Below are 26,938 nucleotides of genomic sequence, written 5' to 3'. Positions count from 1 at the left end.
GGCGGGGCCTGGCGTCACAGCGTGCGCAGCAGCACCGCCGGCTGTTCCACGCAGTCCGCCACATACCGCAGGAAACCTCCGGCCGTGCCGCCGTCGCACACCCGGTGGTCGAAGGTGAGCGAGAGCTGCACGACCTGGCGCACCGCCAGCTCGCCCTCGTGCACCCACGGCTTGGGGACGATGCGCCCGACGCCGAGCATGGCCGCCTCGGGGTGGTTGATGATCGGGGTGGAGCCGTCGACGCCGAACACCCCGTAGTTGTTCAGCGTGAACGTCCCGCCGGTGAGTTCCCCGGGGGTGAGGGTGCCCGCCCGGGCCGCCTCGGTCAGCCGGGCGAACTCGGCGGTCAGCGACTGCGCGTCCCGCGCGTGCGCGTCCCGTACGACCGGGACGACGAGCCCGCGCTCGGTCTGCGCGGCGAAGCCCAGGTGGACCTGGTCGAGCCGGACGACCTCCCTGGCCTCGGTGTCGACGGTCGAGTTGAGCTCGGGGTAGCGGGCGAGCGCGGCCGTGCAGATCCGGGCGAGGAGCGCGAGCAGGGAGATCTTCGGTCCCCCGGCCGCGTTCATGGCGGCACGCGCCCGCATCAGCTCCGTGGCGTCGGCGTCCACCCAGCAGGTCGCGTCCGGTATCTCGCGGCGGCTGCGGGACAGCTTGTCCGCGACGGCCCCCCGAACGCCCTTGAGGGGGACACGGGTGCCGGACGCCTCCGGCCGCGCCCCGCGGACCCCGGCGCCGGACGGCGCGGGCGCGGCGGGCGTGGCGGGCGTGGCCGTGGCGGAGGCCGGCTGCGGCGTGCGCGTGGCCGCGCCGCCCGCCGCTCCGGTGCGGAGCGCCTCCTCGACGTCCGCGCGCAGGATCAGCCCGTCGGGTCCGGAGCCGGACAGCTGCCGCAGGTCCAGGCCGTTCTGCCGGGCGAGCCGGCGCACCAGCGGCGAGATCACCGGGACGGGCCCGGCGGCGTGCTCGTCGCGTCCGGCCGGGCGCCGCTCGGGCCCGGTCCGCGGCGCCGCGGCGGCCTGGGTGCCCGAGGATCCGTTCACGGGCGCGGGCCCGGGTGCCGGCGTCCCGTGCGCGGGCCGCGCGGCGGGTGCCGGGGCCGGGCGGACCCTGCGGCGCCGGGCCGGGGGCGCCCCGGTGCCGTAGCCGACCAGGACGTTGCCGGAGCCCTCGGACTCGCCGGCGCCGCCGGCCGGTTCGCCGACCGCGACCGTCAGCAGCGGGGCGCCGACGGGCAGTTCCGTGCCCTCCTCGCCGTAGCGGGCGGTCACCACACCGCCGTAGGGGCAGGGCACCTCGACCATCGCCTTGGCCGTCTCGACCTCCACCACCGGCTGGTCGACGGCCACGACGTCGCCCACCTCGACCAGCCAGCGGACGATCTCCGCCTCGGTGAGCCCCTCCCCGAGGTCGGGCAGCTTGAACTCCAGCACCTGCGCCATCAGCTCTCGGCCTCCCACTGCAGACGCGCCACGGCGTCCAGGATCCGGTCGACGCCGGGCAGGTGGTGCCGCTCCAGCATCGGGGGCGGATACGGCAGGTCGAACCCGGCCACGCGCAGCACCGGTGCCTCCAGATGGTGGAAGCAGCGCTCGGTGACACGGGCGGCGATCTCCCCGCCCGGACCGCCGAAGCCGCCCGACTCGTGCACCACGACCGCGCGCCCGGTGCGCCGCACCGACGCGCACACCGTCTCGTCGTCGAAGGGCACCAGCGAACGCAGGTCGACGACCTCCAGGTCCCAGCCCTCGGCGCGGGCCGCCTCGGCGGCCTCCAGGCAGACGGGCACCGACGGTCCGTAGGTGATCAGCGTCGCGCTGCCGCCGGTGCGCCGCACCACGGCGCGGCCGATCGGCTCCACGGCCTGCGGGTCGTCCGGGTTCCAGGCGTCCTTGGACCAGTACAGCCGCTTGGGCTCGAGGAAGATCACCGGGTCGTCGGAGGCGATGGCGGCCCGCAGCAGCCCGTAGGCGTCGGCGACCGTGGCGGGCGTGACGACATGGAGCCCCGGAGTCGCCATGTAGTACGCCTCGGAGGAGTCGCTGTGGTGCTCGACGCCGCCGATGCCACCGCCGTAGGGCACGCGGATGGTGATCGGCAGCGGCATCTTCCCGCGGGTGCGGTTGCGCATCTTGGCGACGTGGCTGGCGAGTTGCTCGAACGCCGGGTAGGCGAAGGCGTCGAACTGCATCTCCACCACCGGGCGCAGGCCGTACATGGCCATGCCGACCGCGGTGCCGAGGATGCCGGCCTCGGCCAGCGGTGTGTCGGTGCAGCGGTCCTCGCCGAACTCCTTGGCGAGGCCGTCGGTGATGCGGAAGACACCGCCGAGGGTGCCGACGTCCTCGCCCATGACGTGCACGGCGGGGTCGGCGGCCATCGCGTCGCGCAGCGCGCGCGTGAGGGCCTGGGCCATGGTGGCCGGCTTGAGCGCGACGGTGGTCATCGGGCCGCACCCTCCGACTCGTGCTCGGCCGCGAGCTCGGCCTCCAGCAGGGCCTGCTGCTCGCGCAGTTGGGGCGTGGGCTCGGCGTAGACGTGCGCGAACAGGTCGGCCGGGTCGAGCTGCGGGTCCTGGTTCATGCGCTCGCGCAGCCGTGCCGCCATGGTCTCGGCCTCCTCGCGGGCGGAGGCGGCCGCGTCCTCGTCGAGCAGGCCGCGCCCGGTGAGCTCCCGCTCCAGGAGCAGGATCGGGTCGTGCTCGCGCCAGGCCTCGACCTCGGCGTCGCCGCGGTAGCGGGTGGCGTCGTCGGCGTTGGTGTGCGCGTCGACGCGGTAGGTGATCGCCTCCACGAGGGTCGGGCCGCCGCCCGCGCGCGCCCGCTCCACGGCCTCGGTGAGCACCTCGTGGACCGCGGCGGCGTCGTTGCCGTCGACCAGCCGGCCCGGTATGCCGTACCCGACGGCCTTGTGGGCCAGTGAGGGGGCGGCGGTCTGCTTGGCCAGCGGGACGGAGATGGCGAAGCCGTTGTTCTGCACCAGAAAGACGACGGGCGCCTGCCAGACGGCGGCGAAGTTCAGCGCCTCGTGGAAGTCGCCCTCGCTGGTGCCGCCGTCGCCGACCATGGCGAGCGCCACCACGTCGTCGCCCTTGAGGCGGGCGGCGTGGGCGAGGCCCACGGCGTGCGGCAGCTGCGTGGCCAGCGGGGTGGACAGGGGGGCCACCCGGTGCTCGTAGGGGTCGTAGCCGGTGTGCCAGTCGCCGCGCAGCAGCGTGAGGGCCTCGACGGGGTCCACGCTGCGGGCCACGACGGCGAGGGTGTCGCGGTAGCTGGGGAACAGCCAGTCGCGCTCCTCCAGGGCCAGCGCCGCGGCGACCTCGCAGGCCTCCTGGCCGGTGCTGGACGGGTAGACGGCGAGGCGGCCCTGCTTGGTGAGGGCGGTGGCCTGCGCGTTGTAGCGGCGGCCGAGCACCAGGTGCCGGTACAGACGGCGCAGCAGCTCCGGGTCGGCCTTCGCGGCGGCCGGGGTCCCCAGGATCCGGTGGGGCTCCGCGTCCGGCAGCAGCGGCGCGGGGTCGGTTCGGGGCTGCCAGGCGGGCGGCGGCGATGGCCGGTACGCACCCCGCTGCTCCATGACCGTCATGACGGGCACCTCCTCGTGGGAGCGGCTACGGGAGGCGCGTCGACTGTGAGGCGCCTCACCAACCGATTGTTCGGTCGTCGGCACATTTTGGCTACAGGCGCCCCCAGGCTGTGGACAAACGGTTCTCCGCGGCATGGGATGGGCGCAGTACGTCCACGGCGAAGAGGCGGGGGGACATGGCACCTGAACAAATGGCCGAGACTCCGGACGGCGCGGCTCCGACGTCCCGCGCGCTGGACGCCATCGACCAGGACATCCTGCGGATGCTCCAGACCGACGGCCGCGCCTCGATACGGTCGGTCGCCGAACGGGTCCATGTCTCGCGCGCCAACGCCTACGCCCGGATCAACCGCCTCATCGAGGCCGGCGTCATCCGCGGTTTCGGGGCGCGGGTCGACCACGAGCGGGCCGGGCAGAGCACGTCCGCCTACATCACGCTGAAGATCGTGCAGAACTCCTGGCGCACGGTGCGCGAGCAGCTCAGGCGGCTGCCGGGCGCCTCCCACATCGCACTGGTCGGCGGCGACTTCGACGTGCTCCTGCTGGTGCACACGCCGGACAACCGGGCCCTGCGCGAGCTGGTGCTGACCCGGCTCCAGGCGATCCCCGAGGTGCTCAGCACGCGCACCCTGCTGGTCTTCGAGGAGGAGGACCTGGAGCCCCAGGGCTGAGTCCGGGCCGGCGCCGGAGGCACAGGGCTCAAGATCCCGGCCGGCGCCGGAGGCACAGGGCTGAGATTCCCGGCCGGCGCCGGAGCCACAGGTTCCGGACCACGGACCGGCGTCCCGACGAGGCAGCGGGACGGGGACCGGGACAGGACGGGGCCGAGGCGGCCGCCCCGCCCGCGCTCATCCCGGCGGCGCTCATCCCGGCGGCGCGCCCTCACCCGTCCCTGCGCAGTCCCCCGAAGACCAGCCGGCCGACCGCCTCGGCCACCTCGCGCTCGCTCATGCCGCGCCCGTCCGGCCGGTACCACTCGACGATCGAGTTGATCATCCCGAAGACGAGCCGGGTGGCCAGGCGCACCTCCACGTCGCCGCGCACGTCGCCCTCCGCGGCCGCCGACCTGAGCAGCTCGGCGACCCGGTGGTCGAACTCGCGGCGCCGCTCCAGCGCCCACCGCTCGGTCGCGGTGTTGCCGCGCACCCTCAGCAGCAGCGTCACGTACGGCAGTTCGGCGATGAGCACCTCGACCATGCGCCGCACGACGTACTCCAGGCGCTCCACGGCGCGCCCCGTGCGCGCCTGCTCCTCGTCGAGGATCGCGAACAGCCCGTCCAGCGCCCGGCTCACCGCCCGGCGCAGCAGCTCCTCCTTGCCGGTGACGTGGTGGTAGATCGAGGACTTGGAGATGCCGGCCGCCCTGGACAGGTGCTCCATGGAGGTGCCGTCGTAGCCGCGCTCGTTGAACACCCGCACGGCCACCGACAGCAGCGTCTCGGGGGTGTACGTGTCGCGTCTGGCGGTGGTCATGAGGTGCCCTCCCGCTTGTCCGTGGCGTACGCGTGGCGGTACAGCGCGAGCGACGGCGCGTAGCGTCCGGACGGGTCACGCAGATGCAGGTCGTCCAGGAGGCCGTAGGCCCAGGTGCGGCCGAGCCGGCGGCTCCACTCGAAGGGGCCGAGGGGGTAGTTGACGCCCAGGCGCATCGCCGTGTCGATGTCCTCCTCGGTGGCCACCCCCTTGGCGACGGCGTCGTGCGCCAGGTCGACGATCCGCGCGACCGTGCGCGCGACGATCATGCCGGGGACGTCGCCGATGACGCTGACCTCCTTGCCGAGCGCCTGGAACAGGCCGGTGGCCTCCGCCAGCGTCTGCGGCGCGGTGTCCTGGGAGGCGGACAGGGCGATCCGGGTGGCCCGCCGGTAGTCGAGGGCGAGGTCGAAATAGACGACGTCGCGGAACTCCACGGAGGTCTGCCCGTCGGCCAGGACCAGCTGGCCGCCGCTCGGCAGCACCAGGCGGGTGCCGTGGTCCTCGTCCTCCTCACGGACCGGGATGCCCGCCTCGCGGATCAGGGCGAGCAGCTCGCAGGCCGGTCCCAGGTCGCCCTCGGCGACCACGTGGGCGGGGGGCCGCGCCCGCTCGGCGGTGTGCGGCTCGGGGCGCTCGGCGCCGTCGCCGTAGTCGTACCAGCCGTGCCCGCTCTTGCGGCCGAGCCGGCCCGACTCGACCAGGCGCCGCTGCGCCAGCGACGGCGTGAAGCGCACGTCCTGGAAGAAGGACTGCCACACCGAGTGGGTGACGGACTCGTTGACGTCCTGCCCGATCAGGTCGGTCAGCTCGAAGGCGCCCATCCGGAAACCCCCGCACTCGCGCAGCACCGCGTCGATGGTGGCGGGGTCGGCGGCCTGGGCCTCGTAGACGGCGAAGGCCTCGGCGTAGAAGGGGCGCGCGATGCGGTTGACGATGAAGCCGGGGGTGTCCGCGCAGGCCACCGGGGTCTTCCCCCAGGCGCGGGCCGTCTCGTACGCGCGCGTGGCCGAGGTGACGTCGGTGGCGAACCCGGAGACCACCTCCACCAGCGGCATCAGCGGGGCCGGGTTGAAGAAGTGCAGGCCCACGAAGCGGCCCGGGTGGCGCAGGGCGCCGCCGATGGCGGTGACCGACAGGGAGGAGGTGTTGGTGGCCAGCAGACAGTCGTCGGCGACGATGCCCTCCAGCTCGGTCAGCAGCTCCCGCTTGACGTCGAGGCGCTCCAGTACGGCCTCGACGACCAGGGCGCAGTCGGCGAGCTCGGCGAGGCTGCCGGCCGGCGTCAGCCGGGCCCGGGCCGCGTCCCGGTCGGCGCCGGTGAGCCGGTCCTTCTCGACGAGCCGGTCGAGCCGGGCGCCGATCGCGTCCGCCGCCTGGCGGGCCCGGCCGGGCACCGCGTCGTACAGGCGCACGGGATGGCCGGCGACCAGCGCGACCTGGGCTATGCCCTGGCCCATGGTGCCGGTGCCGACGACGGCCACGGGGCTGCTGAGGTCGAGTGCTGTCATGGGCGCGATCCTCCCGCACGGCGTTTTCCACAGACGCGGCGGACCCCCTTGTCCCGACCGATCGTTCGGTTACTCTAGCTCTGTCCGCCCGTCCCTGCCCATGGTTCCGCCCATGGTTCCGCCCAGGTCATGAGCTCGACGTGGAGCTCTTGAGACGAGGAGTTGGTCCCGCATGGCCGCCGAACTGACCGCGCACGAGCTGATCGCCAGGCACCGGCCCACCCTGGACCAGGCCCTGGAGGCGATCCGCACCCGTGCGTACTGGTCGCCGCACCCCGAGCACCCCAAGGCCTACGGCCAGGACGGCGGCCTGGACGCGGCGGCGGGCAAGGCGGCCTTCGACGCCCTCCTCGGCACCCGCCTCGACCTCGGCCAGCCCGGCACGGACGACTGGGTCGGCGGCGAGGTCTCGCCCTACGGCATCGACCTGGGCGTGACCTACCCGCACGCGGACATCGAGGTGCTGCTGCCCGCCATGAGGGCCGGACAGCGCGCCTGGCGCGACGCCGGCCCCGAGACGCGCGCCATGGTGTGCCTGGAGATCCTCAAGCGGATCAGCGACCGCACCCACGAGTTCGCGCACGCGGTCATGCACACCTCCGGCCAGGCCTTCATGATGGCGTTCCAGGCGGGCGGCCCGCACGCCCAGGACCGCGGCCTGGAAGCGGTGGCGTACGCGTACGCGGAGCAGGTGCGCACGCCCGGCACCGCGGAGTGGACCAAGCCGCAGGGCAAGCGCGACCCGCTCGTCCTCACCAAGCAGTTCACCCCGGTCCCGCGCGGAACCGCGCTGGTCATCGGCTGCAACACCTTCCCGACGTGGAACGGCTACCCGGGCCTGTTCGCCTCCCTGGCCACCGGCAACGCGGTCCTGGTCAAGCCCCACCCGCGCGCGGTACTGCCGCTCGCGCTCACCGTCGCCGTCGCCCGCGAGGCGCTCGGCGAGGCGGGCTTCGACCCCAACCTGGTCGCGCTGGCCGCGGAGGCCCCCGGCGAGGGCCTCGCCAAGACGCTCGCCACCCGCCCCGAGATCAGGATCATCGACTACACGGGCTCGACGTCCTTCGGCGACTGGCTGGAGGCCAACGCCCGCCAGGCGCAGGTCTACACCGAGAAGGCCGGCGTCAACACGGTGATCGTCGAGTCCACGGACGACTACAAGGGGATGCTGTCCAACCTGGCCTTCTCCCTGTCCCTCTACAGCGGTCAGATGTGCACCACCCCGCAGAACCTGCTGATCCCCCGCGACGGCATCCGCACCGACGAGGGCCCCAAGTCCTTCGACGAGGTGGCCGCCGACCTCGCCCGCGCGGTGGACGGCCTGCTCGGCGACGACGCCCGCGCCAACGCCCTGCTCGGCGCGATCGTCAACCCCGACGTCAAGGCCCGGCTCGAGGCCGCGGCCGGCCTCGGAGAGGTCGCCCTCGCCTCCCGCGAGGTCACCAACCCCGACTTCCCGGGCGCGGTGGTGCGCACCCCGGTGATCGTGAAGCTGGACGGCGCCAAGCCGGACGCCGAGGCCGCCTACATGAGCGAGTGCTTCGGCCCCGTCTCCTTCGCCGTCGCCGTCGACTCGGCCGCGGACGCGGTGGAACTGCTGCGCCGCACGGTCCGCGAGAAGGGCGCCATGACGGTGGGCGCCTACACCACCGACGACGAGGTGGAGCAGGCGGTGCGGGAGGTGTGCCTGGAGGAGGCCGCCCAGCTCTCCCTGAACCTCACCGGCGGGGTGTACGTCAACCAGACCGCCGCCTTCTCCGACTTCCACGGCTCGGGCGGCAACCCGGCCGCCAACGCGGCCCTGTGCGACGGCGCGTTCGTCGCCAACCGCTTCCGGGTGGTGGAGATCCGCCGGGAGGCGTAGCCCGCACCCGGGTTCCCTCAGGGCGCGGGCGCGCCCCCGGTCGCGCTCCAGTGGTACAGCGTCATCGCCACGCTGGTGGCGAGGTTGTAACTGGAGACCTGGGGGCGCATCGGCAGGGCCACCAGACGGTCCGCCCGCGCCCGCAACGCGTCGCTCAGGCCGCTGCGCTCGGACCCGAAGGCGAGGACCGCGTCGTCGGGCAGTTCCAGCCCGCGGATGTCCTCGCCGCCGGGGTCCAGCGCGAACACCGGCCCGGGCGGCAGCTCCGCCACGGCCAGCCGCTCCACCACGGTCGCGAAGTGCAGCCCCGCCCCGCCGCGCACCACCGCCGGATGCCAGGGGTCCATGGTCCCGGTGGTGACCACCCCGGTCGCCCCGAAGCCGGCCGCGAGCCGGATCACCGCACCGGCGTTGCCCAGGTTGCGCGGCTGGTCCAGGACGACCACGGGCGCCGTGCGGGGCGTGTGCGCGAGCACCCGCAGCTGCGCCTCGCGGGAGGGCCGTACCGCCAGGGCGGCCACGGCGGTGGGGTGCGGCCGCGGCACCAGCGACTCGTACGTCCCGCTCGGCACCTCGGCCAGCAGGGCGTCCAGCGTCTCCCGCACGTCCGGGGCCAGCTCGTCGGCGAGGGCGAGCGCCGCCCGCCGGTCGGCGGTCACCGCCACCGGCACCTGAGCCCCGAACCGCACCGCGTGCTTGAGCGCGTGGAAGCCGTCGAGCAGCACGGCGGTCCCGGCGAGCCGGCGCCAGACGGGTACGGGGTCGGTCATGCCGGGAAGCCTACGCGGGCGCTCTCGGCGTCCCCGGGGGAGCTCGGGCCCCCGGACGGCGGATCCCCAAAGGGCGGACCCTCGCGCCGCGGGCGGCCGGGGCGCCGCGGCAGCCGGGCCCGCGCCCGTGCCGCCCATCCACCGAGGCGCCGCAGGAACGTCGTCGGCAGGAACACCGCGTCGGCCGCGATCATCGCCAGCGAGAAGAACGGCAGCCCGAGCACCACCGCGATCACGGCGTGCTCCGCCATCATCACCGCCAGCAGGACGTTCTTCACCCGCCGGTTGAACAGCGTGAACGGGAAGGCGACCTGCACGAGCACCGTGCCGTAGGTGATGATCAACAACAGGGTGCCGTTGGACGACATCAGGTCGGCGAGCGCCGGCCAGGGAGAGAAGTAGTCCAGGTGGAGCGGGTAGTACACGGCCGTGCCGTCCTGCCAGCGCGACCCCTGGACCTTGTACCAGCCGGCCGTCGCGTAGATCAGGCACGCCTCCGCCATGATCACCAGCAGGGCGGCGTTGTGCAGGACGTTGGCGACGACGTCGAGCAGGAGCCGCACCCGGGCCGCTCCCGCACGGCGCCCGGTGAACCACCACAGCGCCTGGGCGAGCCACACCGTCCACAGCAGCGCCGGCACCAGGGCCTCGCCCCGCATCCGGCCCGCCGCGGTCACCGCGGCCAGGAACAGCCCGAGCACGCTCCACAGCACGGGCCCCGCGCGGTCGGGCGGCCGCCGCCCGGGCGCGCCCGCGGCACGCGCCCGCCCGGCCCGGCGCGCGTCCAGCGACCAGACCTGCCCGCAGCGGGTGAGGACCAGGTACAGCGACATCAGGTGCAGGACGTTGTCGCCGCCGTCGCCCACCAGCACGCTGCGGTTCTGCAGCGAGAGCACGCCCAGCATGAACAGCACGGACATCGTGCGGGTGCGCCAGCCCAGCAACAGCAGCAGGGCCGACAGCGCGGCCAGGGCGTACACGGTCTCGAACCAGAGGCCGCCCCGGAACCACAGCAGGGCGGTGAAGGCGCCGTTGTCGGAGACCAGTTGCTCGGCGAGGTTCCAGCTCCACGGGGCGTCGGGGCCGTACAGCTCCTGGCGGTGGGGGAACTCGCGCACCAGGAACAGCAGCCAGGTCGCGGAGAAGCCGATGCGTATGACGGCCGTCTGGCGCGGGCCGAGGGCCGCGTCGGTGACCCGTGCGGCACCGGCGCGGGCGCGGAGCGCGAGCCGGTTCACCGCACGCCCCCGTCCGCCTCGGCGGCCGGGACCACCCACCAGGGCAGCTCGCGGTAGGCGGGCGCCGCCGAGACCTTCTCCCCGCTCCACGGGGGCGGGGCCACATTGGTGGTACGGCCGCGGACCTGGACGCGCTGGATCACTCCGGCGCCGCCCGCCGCGTGGTCGCGGTCCAGGCGCAGCACCACGATGCGGCGCAGGTAGTGCTCGGCCAGCGCGCCGCGCAGCCCTAGGGGCCGGTTCTCGCCGTCGTGCGTGGCGCCGTAGAAGTCGAAGGCGCGGCGCAGTTCGTTCTGCTGGGTGTGGCTGGGCAGCGGGTTGCCGTCGATGGCCCGGCCGTCCTGCGCGGACAGGTCGTACCAGCCGGTGGTGCGGATCACGCCGCCCGCCGTGCGGACCTCCGCGCGCGCCTGGACGGCGATGTTCTGCTGCAGCGGGTTGGGCGCGAACAGCTTCCAGTTCTGCTCGAACTCCGGGTAGACCCACTCGTTCACGGCCCGGCCGTGCTGCCGGGTCACCGTGTTGGACGGCGCCACGTGCAGGAACACCATGCCCAGGTGGACGCAGACGGCCACGGCGACCACCGCGAGCGCCAGCGCGGCGAGGCCCTGGTACACCGGCGGCAGCGCGGCCACCCCGGCCGCGGGCGCCGACGGGGCGCCGGGATCGGAGGGCGGCTGCCCGCCGGGCTCGGGCGGGAGGTGGTGCCCGGGCGGAAGGTCATTCCCGGGCCGGACGTCGGGCCCGGGCGGTGTCTCGGCGCGGGGTGCCGGTACTGGTGCCGGCGCGGATGCGGGCGAGGGCGCGGATGCCGGTGCCGGCGCGGATACGGGTGCCGGCGCGGGTGCCGGGCGAGTGGCGTCGTACCCGGACGCGGACGGAAGGCCGTGCCCGGGCGGAGGGTCGTCCCCGGGCCGGACGTCGGGCCCGGGCGGTGTCTCGGCGCGGGGTGCCGGTACTGGTGCCGGCGCGGATGCGGGCGCCGATTCGGGTGCGGGCGCCGATTCGGGTGCGGGCGCGGATTCGGGTGCGGGCGCGGATGCGGGTGCCCGGCCGGGCGCCGGGCGTGGGGCGTCGTGCGGGCCGGCGGGCCGCGGTATCGCCGGGCCCTGGGGCCCGGACCGGTCCGGGGCGTCGCTCCCCTCCGGCCCGCCCCGCCCGGCCGGGGCGTTCGAGCCCTCGTCGTACGCGTCCATTCCGCCCCGTTCCCCGGTTCGCTCCGCAGCGGCCGCCCGGCCGCCGCCGGCACCCTGCCGCCGCGCGCGTCGCTCCCGGGCGCCGACCGGAACGGTACTCAGACCCGGCCGCCGGGCACACCCCCGGCACCGCACCGGCGCCGCGGACGAAAGCCGGGCCCGGCCCGGTCTCACAGCACGTGGCCGGGCTCTCCCGCGTCGGTCACGACGGGCCGGCCGGAGGCCGCCCACACCTGCATGCCACCGTCCACGTTCACCGCGTCGTGGCCCTGCTGGGCCAGGTACATCGCGACCTGGGCGGAACGGCCGCCGGAGCGGCAGATCACGTGGATCCGCCCGTCCTGCGGCGCCGCCTCGGTCAGCTCGCCGTACCGGGCGACGAACTCGCTGATGGGGATGTGCAGCGCCCCCTGGGCATGACCCGCCCGCCACTCGTCGTCCTCGCGGACGTCCAGCAGGAAGTCGCCGTCCTTGAGGTCCGTGACCCCGACCGTGGGCACACCAGCTCCGAAATGCATGGTGCCGACGCTACCCGAAGCTCCGGCCGGCGCGGTTCCCGGGAAACGTCTCACTCCCGCGTCACTCCCGCGCGAGCAGCGCCGTGAGCTCCGCCTCCCGCTCCGCCACGTCCTTGCGCAGCCGCTCGGCGATCTCCTCGAGCAGCCGGTCGGGGTCGTCCGGGGCCAGCCGGAGCATCGCGGCGATCGCGCTGTCCTCCAGCTCCTTGGCGTAGTGGGTGAGCATCTCCTTGCGCCGGGACAGCCACTCCAGGCGGGCGTACAGCTCCTCGGCGAGGCTCGGGCCCGGCTCGGCCGGCTTCGGCCCGGCGGCCCACTCCTCGGCCAGCTCGCGCAGCTCGTCCACGTCGCCGCGGGCGTAGGCCGCGTTGACCCGGGTGAGGAACGCCTCACGCCGCTGACGCTCGTCCTCCTCCTGCGCCAGATCCGGGTGGGCCTTGCGGACCAGGTCCCGGTACAGCCCGCGGGCCTCCTCGCTCGGGCGCACCCGCTGCGGGGGCCGCACCGGCTGGTCGGTGAGCATCGCGACGGCCTCCGGGAACAGGCCCTCCCCGTCCATCCAGCCGTTCAGCAACTCCTCCACACCGGGGATCGGCTGCAGCCGGGCCCGCGCCTCGGCGGCCCGGCGCAGATCCTCCGGGTCACCGGTGCGGGCGGCCTTCGCCTCCGCGATCTGCGCCTCCAGCTCCTCGAGGCGGGTGTAGAGCGGGCCGAGCCGCTGCTGGTGCAGCCGGGAGAAGTTCTCGACCTCCACCCGGAAGGTCTCCACCGCGATCTCGTACTCGATGAGCGCCTGCTCGGCGGCCCTGACGGCCCGCTCCAGCCGCTCCTCGGGCCGCGGCGCGGCGTTCTCGGACGCCGTCCGGTCCGCTCCGGCGGCGTCACCCTGTTCAGCTTCCGGCGTCGTCACCCGACCAGCGTAGCGCCGCACCCGGCGCGGCCCGCCCCACCGCCCGCACGCCCGTCCGGGCGCGGCCCGCCCCACCGCCTGCACGCCCGTCCGGGCGCGGCCCGCCCCACCGCCCGCACGCCCGTCCGGGCGCGGCCCGCCCCACCGCCCGCACGCCCTCCTGGCACGGCCCGCCCCACCGTCTACACGCCCATCTCGGCGGGGATCCGCCCCGCCCGTACGGCCGTCACCAGCCGGGCATGGTCGGCCTCGGTGCGGTCGGCGTAGGTGACGGCGAACGCGGCCACGGCCTCGTCCAGTTCCTCGTTCTTGCCGCAGTACCCGGCGATCAGACGCGGGTCCGCGCTGTGGGAGTGGGCGCGGGCCAGCAGGGCCCCCGTCATGCGGCCGTAGTCGTCGATCTGGTCGGCGGCGAGCGCCGCCGGGTCGACGCTGCCCTTGCGGTTGCGGAACTGCCGCACCTGGAAGGGCCGCCCGTCCACCGTGGTCCAGCCGAGGAGTATGTCGCTCACCACCTGCATCCGCTTCTGGCCGAGCACGACCCGCCGTCCCTCGTGCGTCACCTCGGGCACCTCGAAACCGGCCGTCGCCAGGTGCGGCACCAGCGCGGACGGCCGCGCCTCCTTCACCTGGAGCACCAGCGGCTCACCGCGGTGGTCGAGAAGCAGGACGACGTACGAGCGCGTGCCGACACTGCCGGTGCCGACCACCCGGAACGCGACGTCGTGCACCGCGTGGCGGGCCAGCAGCGGGAGACGGTCCTCGGACAGCGTGGTCAGGTACTGCTCCAGCGACGCGGCCACCGCCGCGGCCTCCGCGTCCGGCACCCGGCGCAGCACCGGCGGGGCGTCCACGAAGCGGCGTCCGCCGTCCTCGGCCGGCTCGGTCGACCGGGCCGCGAACCGCCCGCTGGTGTTGGCCCGCGCCTTCTCCGAGACCCGCTCCAGCGTGCCGAGCAGGTCGTGGGCGTCGCTGTGGGAGACGAGTTCCTCGTCGGCGATGGCGTTCCACGCGTCCAGGACCGGCAGCCTGGCCAGCAGCCGCATGGTGCGCCGGTAGGCACCCACCGCGTCCCGGGCGGCCGCGCGGCAGCTGTCCTCGTCGCAGCCGGCCTCACGGCCCGCGAGGACCAGTGAGGCGGCGAGCCGCTTGACGTCCCACTCCCAGGGGCCGGGCACCGTCTCGTCGAAGTCGTTGAGGTCGATGACCAGGCCGCCGCGGGCGTCGCCGTACAGGCCGAAGTTGGCCGCGTGGGCGTCACCGCAGATCTGCGCCCGGATCCCGGTCACGGGCGTGCGGGCCAGGTCGTACGCCATGAGGCCGGCCGAGCCGCGCAGGAAGGCGAACGGCGTCGCCGCCATCCTGCCCACCCGGATCGGCGTCAGCTCGGGCAGGCGGCCCAGGCTGGACTCCTCCACGGCCGCCACGGCGTCCGGACGTCCCGGGTCCGCATCGAACGCGGCGTGCGCGGAGCGGGCGACGCGCTCGCGCAGCGCCTTGCCCTCGGCCTTGGGCGAGCCGTCGGCGGGCCACCGCGCGAACCCGGGCACCACCGGCACCCGTCCGCCACCACGCCGGCCCTCGAGGGCACCCGCGCCGCCGCCCGCACCCGGGGCCACCGCGGCCCCGGCGCCCTCCGCGGCGGCGACCCCCGCCTCGCCGTCCATGCCGTCCATGCCTTCCTGGCCCGCCTTGCGGTCCATACCCCCCACGCCTTCCCTGCCCGCCACGCCCGGCTCCGCCGCGACCTCGCTCATCCCGACGCCTCCCCGTCCCGTACACGTCACCACGACGACGCGCTGAAGGTACAGCGGGGCAGACCCGGCGTACACGGGGGTCGGCCCCGGAAGCCGCGATGGGTCGGTGCGGGCGGGGTTCGGGCGGGGGTGCGGGCGGAATGCGGGCGGGGCGCGTGCGCGCGATCCGCCCGGGGCCCGTGCACCCTGAGACCTTCCTCACAGCGGTACGCCGGCCCCCCGGCGGACAAGGACACGGCGGACAAGAACAAGGCGGACAACGCGAAAGCCCCGTAGGTCCGAGACCTACGGGGCTTCCGTCTTGTGCGCGAGGGGGGAGTTGAACCCCCACGCCCTTGCGGGCACTGGAACCTGAATCCAGCGCGTCTGCCTATTCCGCCACCCGCGCATTGGGTGTGTCCTCCGGCTCCGCCCCTTGGGGCCGGCGCCTTCCGACACCCAGAACATTAGCACGCCGCGCAGGGTGGGTTCACCTCGCTTTCCCGGGGCATGGGACCCGGCAGGGGACGGGACGCGCGAGGTCACGGCCCCGGCCGGGGACGGCCGGGGACGCGGCGCGCACGGCCCGGAGCACGGAGCCGGCGGAAGGCGGACCCCGGAAGCCGGGAGCCGGACGCCGGCCCGGGCGACCGGACGCCGGGCGCCGGCCCGGCCCGGGCGGCCGAGGCCGTCCGGAGCCCCCTGCTCCGTATCAGCGCGAGCCTGTTCACGTATCAACCTCGTACCGGTACCGCCCGTCTCCCCAGGAGCGGAACGGCTCCGCCTCCGGGTGCGGGACACTGGTCTGCGGCCACCTCTACGATCCTGGGCAGAAGTACGGCGCCGGAACACGGCGCGCGCGTGCTTCGCCGGGTTCGGGGAGGAGCCCGGCAGGGAACCTCGACGGGGCCGACAGGGGGAACCAGCCGATTCACCGGCGCGTGGATACGATCAGTAAGCAGTACCAGGTAAGCAGTACGCAGCACGACGGCAAGACCCGCAGCGACGGCAACGACGGAGGAGGTGCCCCATGGGAGTCCTGAAGAAGTTCGAGCAGCGTCTCGAAGGTCTGGTCAACGGCACCTTCGCCAAGGTCTTCAAGTCCGAGGTCCAGCCCGTGGAGATCGCGGGTGCGCTCCAGCGCGAGTGCGACAACAACGCCACCATCTGGAACCGCGACCGGACCGTCGTCCCCAACGACTTCATCGTGGAGCTCAGCGCGCCCGACTACGAGCGGCTGAGCCCCTACTCCGGCCAGCTCGGCGACGAGCTGGCGGGCATGGTGCGCGACTACGCCAAGCAGCAGCGCTACACCTTCATGGGGCCGATCAAGGTCCACCTGGAGAAGGCCGACGACCTGGACACGGGTCTGTACCGGGTGCGCAGCCGCACCCTCGCCTCCTCCAGCAGCCAGCAGGCCCCCGCGGGCCCGCCCGCGCCGGCCGCTCCGGCCGCACGGCCCGGCGTCCCGGGCGGGTACGGATATCCGCCCGCCGCGGGCCCCGCGGGCGCGCCGCCCATGCCGGCCGCGCCGCCGCCCGGCCGTCCCGGCGGCTACGGTTATCCGCAGCCCGCCGCCCCGCGGCCCCCGCAGGGCCCCGCCGCCGGCGGGCGCCCCCGCTACTGGATCGAGATCAACGGCAACCGCCATCAGATCTCCCGCCCGACGCTGGTGCTGGGCCGCAGCACCGACGCCGACGTGCGGATCGACGACCCCGGCGTATCCCGCCGGCACTGCGAGATCCGGACCGGAACGCCCTCGACGATCCAGGATCTCGGGTCCACCAACGGCATCGTGGTGGACGGGCAGCACACCACCCGCGCTACGCTCCGCGACGGCTCGCGGATCGTCGTGGGCAGCACCACCGTTATCTATAGGCAAGCCGAAGGGTGAACCGGGGGCAATGTCAGAGCTGACCCTCACGGTCATGCGGCTGGGTTTCCTGGCCGTACTGTGGCTGTTCGTGATCGTGGCCGTGCAGGTCATCCGCAGCGACCTGTTCGGTACGCGCGTCACCCAGCGAGGCGCCCGCCGGGAGGCGGCGCGGCCGCAGCAGGCCGCGCGCCAGCCGGCCGCGCCTCCGCAGCAGCGCGGTCAGCAGGGCGGCGGCCGGCAGCGCCGCAACGCCCCCACCAAGCTCGTGGTGACCGAGGGAACCCTCACCGGCACCACCGTGGCGCTGCAGGGCCAGACCATCACGCTGGGCCGGGCGCACGACTCCACGATCGTGCTGGACGACGACTACGCCTCCAGCCGGCATGCCAGGATCTACCCGGACCGCGACGGCCAGTGGATCGTCGAGGACCTCGGATCCACCAACGGCACGTACCTGGACCGGTCCCGGCTGACGACCCCCACGCCGATTCCGCTGGGCGCGCCGATCCGCATCGGCAAAACCGTCATCGAGCTGCGGAAGTAGTGCTACGTCATGAAAGAGCGCGAGCGGAGCGAGCACGCCGCGGCGGCCGGCACCCCGGGCCCCGGCGCGCTCCCGACCGGAGGGTGGGCACCGTGCGGATGTACCCGGAGCCGACGGGCGAGGTGCGCATGAGTCTGTCACTGCGCTTCGCCGCCGGATCGCACAAAGGCATGATCCGCGAGGGCAACGAGGACTCCGGTTACGCCGGGCCGCGCCTGCTCGCGATCGCCGACGGCATGGGCGGCCAGGCCGCCGGCGAGGTCGCCTCCTCCGAGGTGATCTCCACCATCGTCGCCCTCGACGACGACATCCCGGGCTCCGACATCCTCACCTCGCTCGGCCAGGCCGTGCAGCGCGCCAACGACCAGCTGCGCTCCATGGTCGAGGAGGACCCGCAGCTGGAGGGCATGGGCACCACGCTGACCGCCCTGCTGTGGACCGGGCAGCGGCTCGGCCTCGTGCACGTCGGCGACTCGCGGGCGTACCTGCTGCGCGACGGCGTGCTGACACAGATCACGCAGGACCACACCTGGGTGCAGCGCCTCGTCGACGAGGGCCGCATCACCGAGGAGGAGGCCAGCACCCATCCGCAGCGCGCCCTGCTGATGCGCGCCCTCGGCAGCGGCGAGCACGTCGAGCCCGACCTGTCCATCCGCGAGGTCCGGGCCGGCGACCGCTACCTGATCTGCTCCGACGGCCTGTCGGGCGTCGTCTCCCACCAGACGATGGAGGAGACCCTCGCCAGCTACCAGGGCCCGCAGGAGACCGTGCAGGAGCTGATCCAGCTCGCGCTGCGCGGCGGCGGCCCGGACAACATCACGGTGATCGTCGCCGACGTGCTCGACCTGGACACCGGCGACACCCTCGCCGGGCAGCTGTCCGACACCCCGGTCGTGGTGGGCGCGGTCGCCGAGAACCAGAACCACCTGAACGACAACGGCATCATGCAGACCCCGGCCGGCCGCGCCTCCGGCCTCGGCCGCCAGGCGCACGGCCAGGGCGGCGGCGAGTTCGGCCCGCCCGGGTCCGGGGACACCACCGGGTACGTCCCGACGGCCGGCTTCGGCGTCTACGGCGACGAGGACTTCACCAAGCACCGCAAGGGCCGCAGGTGGCTGAAGCGGTCCTTCTACAGCGTCCTGGCGCTCGCCGTCATCGGCGGCGGACTGTACGGCGGCTACCGCTGGACCCAGACGCAGTACTACGTCGGCGCCAACGACGAGCACGTGGCGCTGTACCGGGGCATCAGCCAGGACCTGGCCTGGGTGAAGCTGTCGAAGATCGAGCGGGACCACCCCGAGATCGAACTCAAGTACCTGCCGCCCTACCAGCAGAAGCAGGTCAAGGCCACGATCGCCGAGGGCGGTCTGCGGGAGGCCAGCCGCAAGGTGGACGAGCTGTCCGTGCAGGCCTCCGCCTGCAAGAAGGAGGCGCAGCGCCGCGCCGCGGGCACGCAGGACACCAAGACGGCCCAGGGCCGGACCAGCGGCACCAAGTCCACCGCGGGCACCACGGGAACCACCCGCACCGCCTTCACGTCCAAGGCGACACCGACGCCGGATCCATCGGCGCCGTCGAAGTCCCCGTCGTCCCCGTCGTCCCCGTCCACGTCTCCGTCCACGTCCGCGACCGCGCCCACTCCCAGCCCCGGCCCCACTCTCTCGGAGGAAGAGCAGAAGGTCGTCTCGCTGTGCGGTAAGCAGTAGGCAAGCCGTGAGAGGCCCCGTCACACGATGAGCAGTACAACCAACCCGCCGACGCACCACACGTCCACGATCGGCGCCATCGGCGCGCCGAGCCGCCGCAACACCGAGCTGGCGCTGCTGGTCTTCGCCGTGGCGATCCCGGTGTTCGCCTACGCCAACGTGGGCCTGGCCATCAACGACCAGGTGCCCGCCGGCCTGCTGAGCTACGGCCTGGGCCTCGGCCTGCTGGCCGGCGTCGCCCATCTCGTCGTCCGCAAGTTCGCCCCGTACGCGGACCCGTTGCTGCTGCCGCTGGCCACCCTGCTCAACGGCCTCGGTCTGGTGGTCATCTGGCGTCTGGACCAGTCCAAGCTGCTGCAGTCCATCGACCAGGCGGGCACGGCCGCGCCCCGGCAGCTGCTGTACACGGCGATGGGCATCGCCCTGTTCATCGTGGTGCTGATCTTCCTCAAGGACCACCGCGTCCTGCAGCGCTACACCTACATCTCCATGGTCGGCGCGCTGTTCCTGCTGCTGCTGCCGCTGGTGCCGGGCCTCGGCGCCAACATCTACGGCGCCAAGATCTGGATCTCGGTGGCCGGCTTCTCCATCCAGCCCGGTGAGTTCGCCAAGATCGTCCTGGCCATCTTCTTCGCCGGCTACCTGATGGTGAAGCGGGACGCGCTCGCGCTGGCCAGCCGCCGGTTCATGGGGCTGTACCTGCCGCGCGGCCGCGACCTGGGCCCGATCCTGGTGGTCTGGTTCATCTCCATCCTCATCCTGGTCTTCGAGACGGACCTCGGCACCTCGCTGCTGTTCTTCGGAATGTTCGTCATCATGCTGTACGTCGCCACCGAGCGGACCAGCTGGATCGTCTTCGGTCTGCTGATGTCCGCGGCCGGCGCCGTCGGCGTGGCGAGCTTCGAACCGCACGTGAAGATGCGTGTCCAGGCCTGGCTGGACCCGATGAAGGAGTACACGCTCAGCCGCGCCGGCGTGGGCGGCCACTCCGAGCAGTCGATGCAGGCGCTGTGGGCCTTCGGCTCCGGCGGCACCCTCGGCTCCGGCCTGGGCCAGGGCCACTCCGACCTGATCCGGTTCGCCGCCAACTCCGACTTCATCCTCGCCACCTTCGGCGAGGAGCTGGGCCTGGCCGGGATCATGGCGATCCTGCTGATCTACGGGCTGATCGTGGAGCGCGGCGTGCGCACCGCGCTGGCCGCCCGCGACCCGTTCGGCAAGCTGCTGGCCATCGGCCTGTCCGGCGCCTTCGCCCTGCAGGTCTTCGTCGTCTCCGGCGGTGTGATGGGTCTCATCCCGCTGACCGGTATGACCATGCCCTTCGTGGCGTACGGCGGTTCCTCCGTCATCGCCAACTGGGCCCTCGTCGGCATCCTGATCCGGATCAGCGACACCGCGCGCCGCCCGGCGCCCGCTCCCGCCTCCAACCCCGACGCCGAGATGACCCAGGTGGTCCGCCCGTGAACAAGCCCCTGCGCCGGATCGCGATCTTCTGCGGCCTCCTTGTCCTCACCCTGCTCATCCGCGACAACTGGCTCCAGTACGTCAAGGCCGACACCCTCAGGACCGACGACAACAACCGCCGCGTCACCATCGCCCGCTACTCCACCCCGCGCGGTGACATCATCGTCGGCGGCACCCCGATCACCGGGTCGACGGAGACCAGGAGGAACGGTCTCAACGACCTGAAGTACAAGCGGACGTACAAGAACGGCGCCATGTGGGCGCCGGTCACGGGGTACGCCTCGCAGGCCTTCGGCGCCAACCAGCTGGAGTCCATCGAGGACGGCATCCTCACCGGCAACGACGACCGGCTCTTCTTCCGCAACACCCTGGACATGATCACCGGCAAGCCGCAGCAGGGCGGCAACGTGGTCACCACGCTGAACGCGGCCGCGCAGAAGGCGGCGTACCAGGGACTGAGGAACGTCGGCGGCAAGGGCGCCGCGGTCGCGCTGGACCCGTCGACCGGCAAGATCCTCGCCCTGGCGTCCTACCCGTCCTACGACCCCTCCTCCTTCGCCGGCAACTCCGCCAAGGACGCCGAGGCGTGGAAGAAGCTGCAGAAGAAGGACAACCCGGCCGACCCGATGCTCAACCGGGCGCTGCGCGAGACCTACCCGCCGGGCTCCACCTTCAAGGTGGTCACCGCGGCCGCCGCGCTGGAGAACGGGCTGTACAAGTCGGCCGACACCCCCACCGACTCGCCGCTGCCGTGGACCCTGCCGCACACCCGGACCGAGCTGAAGAACGAGGGCAACATCCCCTGCAAGAACGCCACCATGCGGGAGGCGCTGCGGGTGTCCTGCAACACCGTCTTCGGCAAGATGGGCTACGACGTCGGCAAGGAGAAGATGATCGAGCAGGCGAAGAAGTTCGGGTTCGACTCCGAGCAGTTCACGCCGGTGCGCTCGGCGGCCTCCATCTTCCCCGAGAAGATGGACGACCCGCAGACCGCGCTCAGCTCCATCGGCCAGTTCGAGACCGCCGCGACGCCGCTGCAGATGGCCATGGTGGCCTCCGCCGTGGCCAACGACGGCAAGCTGATGAAGCCGTACATGGTCGACTCGCTGCAGTCGCACGGCCTGGACCCGGTCACCAAGACCGAGCCGCAGGAGCTGAGCCGGCCGCTGTCGGCGGAGAACGCGCAGATCCTGCAGTCGATGATGGAGACGGTCGTCAAGGACGGCACGGGCAAGAACGCGCAGATCCCCGGGGTCACCGTGGGCGGCAAGACCGGTACCGCCCAGCACGGCGTCGCCAACAGCGAGAACCCCTACGCGTGGTTCATCTCCTACGCCAAGCTCCCCGACAACAGCTCGCCGGTGGCCGTGGCGGTCGTGGTCGAGGACGAGAACGCCAACCGCGACGACATCTCCGGCGGCGGGCTGGCGGCGCCCATCGCGAAGAGCGTCATGAAGGCGGTCATCGACTCCAAGAAGTGACCCCTGTCACGTCCCCTTCACATCGGTGCACGTTGCGATACCGGTCCTGTATCGGGTGACGAGCTTGGCCAGGTCACACAGAGCGAGCCGGGTACGGTAGGCCCGGACGGCACCTCCGACGGCATCATGTGGTGCCGGTCGGGACCGACGGAGAGGGCTGGTAGGTAGCTATGGAAGAGCCGCGTCGCCTCGGCGGCCGGTACGAGCTGGGCCAGGTGCTCGGCCGTGGTGGCATGGCGGAGGTGTACCTCGCGCATGACACCCGCCTGGGCCGCACCGTGGCGGTGAAGACGCTGCGCGCCGACCTGGCGCGCGACCCTTCCTTCCAGGCCCGGTTCCGCCGGGAGGCCCAGTCGGCCGCCTCGCTCAACCACCCCGCGATCGTCGCGGTCTACGACACGGGCGAGGACTACATCGACGGGGTGTCGATCCCGTACATCGTGATGGAGTACGTCGACGGCTCCACTCTGCGTGAGCTTCTCCACTCCGGCCGCAAGCTGCTGCCCGAGCGGGCCATGGAGATGACCATCGGCATCCTCCAGGGCCTGGAGTACGCCCACCGCAACGGCATCGTGCACCGCGACATCAAGCCGGCCAACGTCATGCTGACGCGCAACGGCCAGGTCAAGGTCATGGACTTCGGCATCGCCCGCGCCATGGGCGACTCCGGCATGACCATGACCCAGACGGCCGCGGTCATCGGCACCGCCCAGTACCTCTCCCCGGAGCAGGCGAAGGGCGAGCAGGTCGACGCCCGCTCGGACCTGTATTCGACGGGTTGCCTGCTCTACGAGCTGCTGACGGTCCGGCCGCCCTTCGTGGGCGACTCCCCCGTCGCGGTGGCCTACCAGCACGTGCGCGAGGAGCCGCAGCCGCCGAGCGTCTTCGACCCCGAGATCACGCCCGAGATGGACGCGATCGTGCTGCGGGCGCTGGTGAAGGACCCGGACTACCGCTACCAGTCCGCCGACGAGATGCGCGCGGACATCGAGGCCTGCCTGGACGGCCAGCCGGTCGCGGCCACGGCCGCCATGGGCTCGGTCGGCTACGGCGCCTACCCGGACGACCAGCCGACGACGGCGCTGCGCTCCGAGCCGGGCGCGGCCGCCGCCACGACGATGCTGCCGCCGATGAACCCGGACGACGGCGGTTACGGCTACGACGAGCGCCCCGACCGCCGCCGCCAGCAGAAGAAGTCGAACACCTCGACGATCCTGCTGGTCGTCGCCGGCATCCTGGTCCTCGTCGGCGCCATCCTGATCGGCAAGTGGGCCTTCAGCGGCAACAACGCGAGCAACGACACGGTGCCCGTGCCGAACTTCGTCGGACAGACCAGGTCGGACGCCCAGGACTCGGCGGCCAACGTCGGCCTGAAGGTGACGTTCACCCCGAAGACCTGCGACAACCAGCCCAAGGGCCGCGTCTGCGACCAGACCCCCGAGCCCAGGACCCAGCTCAAGAAGGACGAGACCGTCTCCCTGACGCTGTCCACCGGGGCGCCCAAGGTCCAGGTGCCCAGCGTGGTGGGGCTGAGCCTGGACGAGGCCAAGGCCAAGCTCGAGGGCGACGACTACAAGTTCAAGGTGCAGACCAAGTTCCGGGAGTCGACCGAGGACCCGAACACCGTTCTGGAGCAGAACCCGGTGAACGGCAAGGAGGTCCAGAAGGGGACCACGATCACCCTCACGGTCGCCAAGGCGGTCGAGAAGGCCACGGTCCCGGACGTCTCCAACCAGTCCTGTGAAGCCGCCAAGCAGCAGATGCAGGCCAACGGCCTCACCGGCGAGTGCACCGAGGTGGAGACCAACGACCCCAACCAGGTCGGCAAGGTCATCCAGACCGCCCCGGCGATCGGCACCCAGGCCGACAAGGGCTCCAAGGTCACGATCCAGATCGGCAAGCAGGCCCAGCAGCAGAAGACCCCGGTGCCCCGGGTGGTCGGCCAGACGGTGGCGCAGGCCCGGCAGACCCTCCAGGCGGCCGGCTTCACCAACATCCAGTTCGCCCCGGGCAGCAACGGCGACGACAACGCCTTCGTCGTCCGGCAGGACCCGAACGGGAACCAGCAGGTCGATGACCCCGCGAACACCCCGGTCACGCTGACGACCATCGGCGGCGCCGGTGGCGGCGGGGGCAACCAGGGCGGCGCCAACAACGGCGGCAACGGCAACGGCGGCATCTTCGGCTGACCGCCCGCCCCCGGCGGCCCTCCGGCCCGGCCGGTGTGACGAAAGCCCCGGCTCCCCCTCGCAGGAGGGGGAGCCGGGGCTTTCGTCACACCGGCGGTCGTCGCGTCAGCGCAGTTCCCTCGGCGGGGTGCGCCTGGCGTCCACCTTGTCCACGCGGACCAGTTTCCCCCAGACCACGTAGCGGTAGCGGCTCGTGTACACCGGGGTGCAGGTGGTCAGGGTGATGTAGTGGCCGGCCCTGGTGACGCCCGACTCCTTGGGGACCGGGGCGAGGACCTGGACGTTGAACTTCGAGGTCTCGGGCAGGATCCCGTAGACCTTGTAGACGTACCACTTGTCCCGGGTCTCGAAGACGATCGGGTCGCCCTTCTCGACCTTGTCGATGTTGTGGAACTTCGCGCCGTGGCCGTCCCGGTGGGCGGCGAGCGTGAAGTTGCCCGCCTTGCCGGCCGTCGGCAGGACCGCCTTGACCGGGTCGACGTAGTAGCCGGCCACCCCGTCGTTCAGGACGTCCGTGGAGGTGCCCTTCTTGACCAGGACCTCGCCGTTGTGCATGGACGGCACGTGCAGGAAGCCGATGCCGTCCTTGGTGTCGAGCGCGCCGGGGCCGCCCGGGGCGGACTGGGCCCACTCGTCGCGGACCCGGTCGCCCTGCCGGTCGGCCCTGCGGTCCGCTATGACGTTGGTCCACCAGAGGGAGTAGACGACGAACAGGCCGAGGACCAGTCCCGCCGTGATGAGGAGTTCACCGAGGACGCTGACCGCCAGGGCCAGCCGGCCCTGGCCGCGGCGGCGTGCCGCCGGTCCGGTGTGGGTGTGCTCTGCCGTGTCGTCCGTGGTCGCTGCCACTGTCCCCTCTGCCCTTAACTGACGAGCGCATCCGGCTTGCCCTTGCTGCGCGGCCGTTCCTCGACCATCTTGCCCCAGACGATCAGCCGGTACTTGCTGGTGAACTCCGGGGTGCAGGTGGTGAGCGTGATGTAGCGGCCGGGCCGGGTGAAGCCCGATCCTGCGGGAACGGGGTCGAGGACCGCGGTGTTGGCCGGCGATGTCACCGGCAGCGTGGACGCCGTCTTGTACACGAAATAGGTGTCCTGCGTCTCCACGACGATCGCGTCACCCGGCTTGAGCCTGTTGATGTACCGGAAGGGTTCGCCGTGGGTGTTGCGGTGGCCCGCGAGCCCGAAGTTGCCCGTCTTGGCGTCCGGCATGGCCGTGTTGAGGTCGCCCTGGCCGTAGTGGCCGACCATGCCCTTGTCGAGCACCTTGCTCTTGCTGGTGCCCTCGGCGATCGGCACCACGACGTCCAGGGCGGGGATGTGCAGGATGGCGAAGCCCTGCCCCGGCTCGAAGGAGCCCGGGTTGCGCTTGCCGCTCGCCCAGTCGTTCTGCAGCTGGTGGGCCTCGTTGCCGGCCTGCGCGTGCGCCCGGACGTTCGTCCACCACAGCTGGTAGGTGACGAACAGCAGCATCAGCACGCCGGTGGTGATGAACACCTCGCCGACGGCCCGGCTGATCACCACCCCGGCGCCCGGCCGGCGGGCCCGCGCCCGGCGGCGCGCCTCCACCCGGGACAGCGGCGCGGACGGCCCGCCGTCCCCGGGCCGCGGCTCGGCGGTGCCGGCGGCGCCGCCGTGACGGCCGTGGCGGCGCCTGGCGGCCTTTCTGCGGGCCGCGCGCCCGCCCGGTGCGACTGGGGTGGCGCGCGGGGCGAATGAGGCGTCAGAGGGCGGCTCGGGGAGCCTGAGCGCCATCGTCTCCTCGTCCACCCCGGGCCCGTACGGCGCCTCCGGGCCGCCCGTGCCGTACGGCGCCTCCGGCTCGCGCACGCCGTAGGACGCCTCCGCCCCGCGATTGCCGTACGACGTCTCCGCGCCGCGCATGCCGTACGACGTCTCCGGGTAGTCCGCGTACGACGTCTCCGCCCCGCGCGTGCCGTACGGCGCCGCGGTGTACGGGTCCGGGGAGGCGCCGTAGCCCCCGGTGCCGTACCACTCGGCGCCGGACTCGCGCTCGGGGCGCAGCGCGGTCACGCCGTGGCCCTGCCCACCACCGGGGCGAGCCCCGCCGACCTCGACACGGCATCCTGGTCGCCGCACTCCGCCAGCCAGTTGGCCAGCATCCGGTGCCCGTGCTCGGTCAGCACCGACTCGGGGTGGAACTGCACGCCCTCCACGGGCAGTTCCCGGTGGCGCAGGCCCATGATGATGCCGTCGTGGGTGCGGGCGGTGACCTCCAGCTCGGCGGGGACGGTCGCGGGCTCGGCGGCCAGCGAGTGGTAGCGGGTGGCCGTGAAGGGGGAGGGCAGTCCGGCGAAGACGCCCTTGCCCTCGTGCTCCACCGGCGACGTCTTGCCGTGCAGCAGCTCGGGCGCCCGGTCCACCACGCCGCCGTAGGCCACCTGCATCGACTGCATGCCCAGGCACACGCCGAAGACGGGGACCCCGGTGGCGGCGCAGTGGCGGACCATCTCCACGCACACGCCGGCCTGCTCCGGGGTGCCCGGGCCCGGGGACAGCAGCACGCCGTCGAAGCCGTCCTGGGCGTGCGCGGGCGTGACCTCGTCGTTGCGCAGCACCTCGCACTCGGCACCGAGCTGGTAGAGGTACTGGACCAGGTTGAAGACGAAGCTGTCGTAGTTGTCGACGACGAGAATCCGCGCGCTCACTGGTTGTCCACCGTCACATCGTTGAAGGGAAGCAGCGGTTCGGCCCACGGGAAGACGTACTGGAACAGGACGTAGACCACGGCCAGGACGAGCAGCAGTGAGATCAGCGCCTTGAGCCACGCGTTGCCGGGCAGATGCCGCCAGATCCAGCCGTACATGCCGTCCCTTCCGTCTTCCCACGGCACCGGATTCACGCCGTACGCCACCAG

General features: G+C 73.0%; 23 protein-coding genes and 1 tRNA gene. 8 read left to right on the top strand and 16 right to left on the bottom strand.

What is annotated here, in order from left to right; genetic code table 11:
* Nucleotides 1–14 precede the first annotated feature (14 nt).
* From ACI2LW_RS16220 to pdhA, 3 genes are read right to left on the bottom strand one after another with little or no spacing between them, the layout of a single operon-like run.
* Entirely contained in the window at nt 15–1,442 is a 1,428-nt protein-coding gene (locus ACI2LW_RS16220; RefSeq protein ID WP_404731834.1) for a dihydrolipoamide acetyltransferase family protein, read from the bottom strand.
* Entirely contained in the window at nt 1,442–2,446 is a 1,005-nt protein-coding gene (locus ACI2LW_RS16215) for an alpha-ketoacid dehydrogenase subunit beta (RefSeq protein WP_404731833.1), read from the bottom strand. Before ACI2LW_RS16215 ends, ACI2LW_RS16220 begins: the two co-directional genes overlap by 1 nt.
* Nucleotides 2,443–3,585, bottom strand: coding sequence for a pyruvate dehydrogenase (acetyl-transferring) E1 component subunit alpha (gene pdhA / locus ACI2LW_RS16210; protein WP_404731832.1), 1,143 nt, complete (start codon nt 3,583–3,585; stop codon nt 2,443–2,445). Before pdhA ends, ACI2LW_RS16215 begins: the two co-directional genes overlap by 4 nt.
* Nucleotides 3,586–3,776: 191 nt before the next feature.
* Here pdhA and ACI2LW_RS16205 point away from each other — a divergent pair, with 191 nt between their 5' ends.
* A complete protein-coding gene (locus ACI2LW_RS16205; protein ID WP_404731936.1) occupies nt 3,777–4,256 on the top strand; it encodes an Lrp/AsnC family transcriptional regulator in 480 nt (159 codons plus the stop codon).
* A 211-nt stretch (nt 4,257–4,467) separates the two neighbouring features.
* Here the strand turns inward: ACI2LW_RS16205 and ACI2LW_RS16200 are convergent, their stop codons facing one another.
* Together ACI2LW_RS16200 and ACI2LW_RS16195 are read right to left on the bottom strand one after the other, a co-directional pair.
* Nucleotides 4,468–5,058, bottom strand: coding sequence for a TetR/AcrR family transcriptional regulator (locus ACI2LW_RS16200; protein WP_404731831.1), 591 nt, complete (start codon nt 5,056–5,058; stop codon nt 4,468–4,470).
* Nucleotides 5,055–6,569: a 3-hydroxyacyl-CoA dehydrogenase gene (locus ACI2LW_RS16195; protein ID WP_404731830.1), complete on the bottom strand. Its 1,515-nt coding sequence runs from the start codon at nt 6,567–6,569 to the stop codon at nt 5,055–5,057. Before ACI2LW_RS16195 ends, ACI2LW_RS16200 begins: the two co-directional genes overlap by 4 nt.
* A gap of 172 nt (nt 6,570–6,741) precedes the next feature.
* On the opposite strand from ACI2LW_RS16195, the gene paaN reads away from it, so the two are divergent.
* A complete protein-coding gene (paaN, locus tag ACI2LW_RS16190; protein WP_404731829.1) occupies nt 6,742–8,433 on the top strand; it encodes a phenylacetic acid degradation protein PaaN in 1,692 nt (563 codons plus the stop codon).
* 17 nt (nt 8,434–8,450) lie between these two features.
* Here paaN and ACI2LW_RS16185 read toward each other — a convergent pair whose 3' ends face one another.
* The 7 genes from ACI2LW_RS16185 to ACI2LW_RS16155 form a co-directional block, all read right to left on the bottom strand.
* Nucleotides 8,451–9,203, bottom strand: a complete 753-nt coding sequence (locus tag ACI2LW_RS16185; RefSeq protein ID WP_404731828.1) for a TrmH family RNA methyltransferase — start codon at nt 9,201–9,203, stop codon at nt 8,451–8,453.
* A complete protein-coding gene (locus ACI2LW_RS16180; RefSeq protein ID WP_404731827.1) occupies nt 9,200–10,441 on the bottom strand; it encodes an HTTM domain-containing protein in 1,242 nt (413 codons plus the stop codon). The genes ACI2LW_RS16185 and ACI2LW_RS16180 overlap by 4 nt, the downstream gene beginning before the upstream one ends.
* Nucleotides 10,438–11,058 carry a DUF5819 family protein gene (locus tag ACI2LW_RS16175; protein WP_404731826.1) on the bottom strand — a complete coding sequence of 207 codons (621 nt, stop codon included), beginning with the start codon at nt 11,056–11,058 and terminating at the stop codon, nt 10,438–10,440. The genes ACI2LW_RS16180 and ACI2LW_RS16175 overlap by 4 nt, the downstream gene beginning before the upstream one ends.
* Nucleotides 11,059–11,807: 749 nt before the next feature.
* On the bottom strand, nt 11,808–12,137 hold the full coding sequence (locus ACI2LW_RS16170) for a rhodanese-like domain-containing protein (RefSeq protein WP_404731935.1): 330 nt from the start codon (nt 12,135–12,137) through the stop codon (nt 11,808–11,810).
* A gap of 79 nt (nt 12,138–12,216) precedes the next feature.
* Complete coding sequence (locus ACI2LW_RS16165; protein WP_404731825.1) at nt 12,217–13,065, bottom strand: hypothetical protein; 849 nt, start codon at nt 13,063–13,065, stop codon at nt 12,217–12,219.
* Nucleotides 13,066–13,247: 182 nt separating this feature from the next.
* Nucleotides 13,248–14,732, bottom strand: a complete 1,485-nt coding sequence (locus ACI2LW_RS16160; protein WP_404731934.1) for a DUF2252 domain-containing protein — start codon at nt 14,730–14,732, stop codon at nt 13,248–13,250.
* Between the two features lie 394 nt (nt 14,733–15,126).
* Nucleotides 15,127–15,210, bottom strand: a tRNA-Leu gene (locus ACI2LW_RS16155).
* 621 nt (nt 15,211–15,831) lie between these two features.
* On the opposite strand from ACI2LW_RS16155, the gene ACI2LW_RS16150 reads away from it, so the two are divergent.
* From ACI2LW_RS16150 to pknB, 6 genes are all read left to right on the top strand, one after another.
* Nucleotides 15,832–16,695 (top strand): FhaA domain-containing protein, encoded by an 864-nt coding sequence (locus ACI2LW_RS16150; protein ID WP_404731824.1) that lies wholly within the window; start codon nt 15,832–15,834, stop codon nt 16,693–16,695.
* A 10-nt stretch (nt 16,696–16,705) separates the two neighbouring features.
* Nucleotides 16,706–17,221 carry an FHA domain-containing protein gene (locus tag ACI2LW_RS16145; RefSeq protein WP_404731823.1) on the top strand — a complete coding sequence of 172 codons (516 nt, stop codon included), beginning with the start codon at nt 16,706–16,708 and terminating at the stop codon, nt 17,219–17,221.
* A gap of 128 nt (nt 17,222–17,349) precedes the next feature.
* Entirely contained in the window at nt 17,350–18,927 is a 1,578-nt protein-coding gene (locus tag ACI2LW_RS16140; RefSeq protein WP_404731822.1) for a Stp1/IreP family PP2C-type Ser/Thr phosphatase, read from the top strand.
* A 27-nt stretch (nt 18,928–18,954) separates the two neighbouring features.
* The gene (locus ACI2LW_RS16135) at nt 18,955–20,391 is read left to right on the top strand and encodes an FtsW/RodA/SpoVE family cell cycle protein (RefSeq protein ID WP_404731821.1); all 1,437 of its coding nucleotides are present in this window, start codon (nt 18,955–18,957) and stop codon (nt 20,389–20,391) included.
* On the top strand, nt 20,388–21,872 hold the full coding sequence (locus ACI2LW_RS16130) for a peptidoglycan D,D-transpeptidase FtsI family protein (RefSeq protein WP_404731820.1): 1,485 nt from the start codon (nt 20,388–20,390) through the stop codon (nt 21,870–21,872). Before ACI2LW_RS16135 ends, ACI2LW_RS16130 begins: the two co-directional genes overlap by 4 nt.
* Before the next feature lie 170 nt (nt 21,873–22,042).
* A complete protein-coding gene (gene pknB, locus ACI2LW_RS16125; RefSeq protein ID WP_404731819.1) occupies nt 22,043–24,061 on the top strand; it encodes a Stk1 family PASTA domain-containing Ser/Thr kinase in 2,019 nt (672 codons plus the stop codon).
* A 105-nt stretch (nt 24,062–24,166) separates the two neighbouring features.
* Here pknB and ACI2LW_RS16120 read toward each other — a convergent pair whose 3' ends face one another.
* Genes ACI2LW_RS16120 through ACI2LW_RS16105 form a run of 4 tightly spaced genes read right to left on the bottom strand, consistent with a single transcriptional unit; the run spans nt 24,167 to nt 26,887 of the window.
* Entirely contained in the window at nt 24,167–24,910 is a 744-nt protein-coding gene (locus ACI2LW_RS16120; protein WP_404731818.1) for a class E sortase, read from the bottom strand.
* Nucleotides 24,911–24,924: 14 nt separating this feature from the next.
* Nucleotides 24,925–26,094, bottom strand: a complete 1,170-nt coding sequence (locus tag ACI2LW_RS16115; protein WP_404731817.1) for a class E sortase — start codon at nt 26,092–26,094, stop codon at nt 24,925–24,927.
* Entirely contained in the window at nt 26,091–26,729 is a 639-nt protein-coding gene (locus ACI2LW_RS16110) for an aminodeoxychorismate/anthranilate synthase component II (RefSeq protein WP_404731816.1), read from the bottom strand. Before ACI2LW_RS16110 ends, ACI2LW_RS16115 begins: the two co-directional genes overlap by 4 nt.
* Nucleotides 26,726–26,887, bottom strand: a complete 162-nt coding sequence (locus ACI2LW_RS16105; RefSeq protein ID WP_404731815.1) for a hypothetical protein — start codon at nt 26,885–26,887, stop codon at nt 26,726–26,728. Before ACI2LW_RS16105 ends, ACI2LW_RS16110 begins: the two co-directional genes overlap by 4 nt.
* Between the last annotated feature and the right edge of the window lie 51 nt (nt 26,888–26,938).

The organism is Streptomyces sp. NPDC004065, from assembly GCF_044903565.1.
Lineage (GTDB): Bacteria > Actinomycetota > Actinomycetes > Streptomycetales > Streptomycetaceae > Streptomyces.
Note: the sequence above shows the minus strand (reverse complement) of the source record. Positions and strands in the feature narration are given on the sequence as shown.

Excerpts from the sequence above, each read along its gene's own strand:
- ACI2LW_RS16220 (WP_404731834.1), bottom strand. The coding sequence starts at position 1,442 with ATGGCGCAGGTGCTGGAGTTCAAGCTGCCCGACCTCGGGGAGGGGCTC.
- ACI2LW_RS16215 (WP_404731833.1), bottom strand. The coding sequence starts at position 2,446 with ATGACCACCGTCGCGCTCAAGCCGGCCACCATGGCCCAGGCCCTCACG.
- pdhA (WP_404731832.1), bottom strand. The coding sequence starts at position 3,585 with ATGACGGTCATGGAGCAGCGGGGTGCGTACCGGCCATCGCCGCCGCCC.
- ACI2LW_RS16205 (WP_404731936.1), top strand. The coding sequence starts at position 3,777 with ATGGCCGAGACTCCGGACGGCGCGGCTCCGACGTCCCGCGCGCTGGAC.
- ACI2LW_RS16200 (WP_404731831.1), bottom strand. The coding sequence starts at position 5,058 with ATGACCACCGCCAGACGCGACACGTACACCCCCGAGACGCTGCTGTCG.
- ACI2LW_RS16195 (WP_404731830.1), bottom strand. The coding sequence starts at position 6,569 with ATGACAGCACTCGACCTCAGCAGCCCCGTGGCCGTCGTCGGCACCGGC.
- paaN (WP_404731829.1), top strand. The coding sequence starts at position 6,742 with ATGGCCGCCGAACTGACCGCGCACGAGCTGATCGCCAGGCACCGGCCC.
- ACI2LW_RS16185 (WP_404731828.1), bottom strand. The coding sequence starts at position 9,203 with ATGACCGACCCCGTACCCGTCTGGCGCCGGCTCGCCGGGACCGCCGTG.
- ACI2LW_RS16160 (WP_404731934.1), bottom strand. The coding sequence starts at position 14,732 with ATGGACGGCGAGGCGGGGGTCGCCGCCGCGGAGGGCGCCGGGGCCGCG.
- ACI2LW_RS16150 (WP_404731824.1), top strand. The coding sequence starts at position 15,832 with ATGGGAGTCCTGAAGAAGTTCGAGCAGCGTCTCGAAGGTCTGGTCAAC.
- ACI2LW_RS16145 (WP_404731823.1), top strand. The coding sequence starts at position 16,706 with ATGTCAGAGCTGACCCTCACGGTCATGCGGCTGGGTTTCCTGGCCGTA.
- ACI2LW_RS16140 (WP_404731822.1), top strand. The coding sequence starts at position 17,350 with ATGAGTCTGTCACTGCGCTTCGCCGCCGGATCGCACAAAGGCATGATC.
- ACI2LW_RS16135 (WP_404731821.1), top strand. The coding sequence starts at position 18,955 with ATGAGCAGTACAACCAACCCGCCGACGCACCACACGTCCACGATCGGC.
- pknB (WP_404731819.1), top strand. The coding sequence starts at position 22,043 with ATGGAAGAGCCGCGTCGCCTCGGCGGCCGGTACGAGCTGGGCCAGGTG.
- ACI2LW_RS16105 (WP_404731815.1), bottom strand. The coding sequence starts at position 26,887 with ATGTACGGCTGGATCTGGCGGCATCTGCCCGGCAACGCGTGGCTCAAG.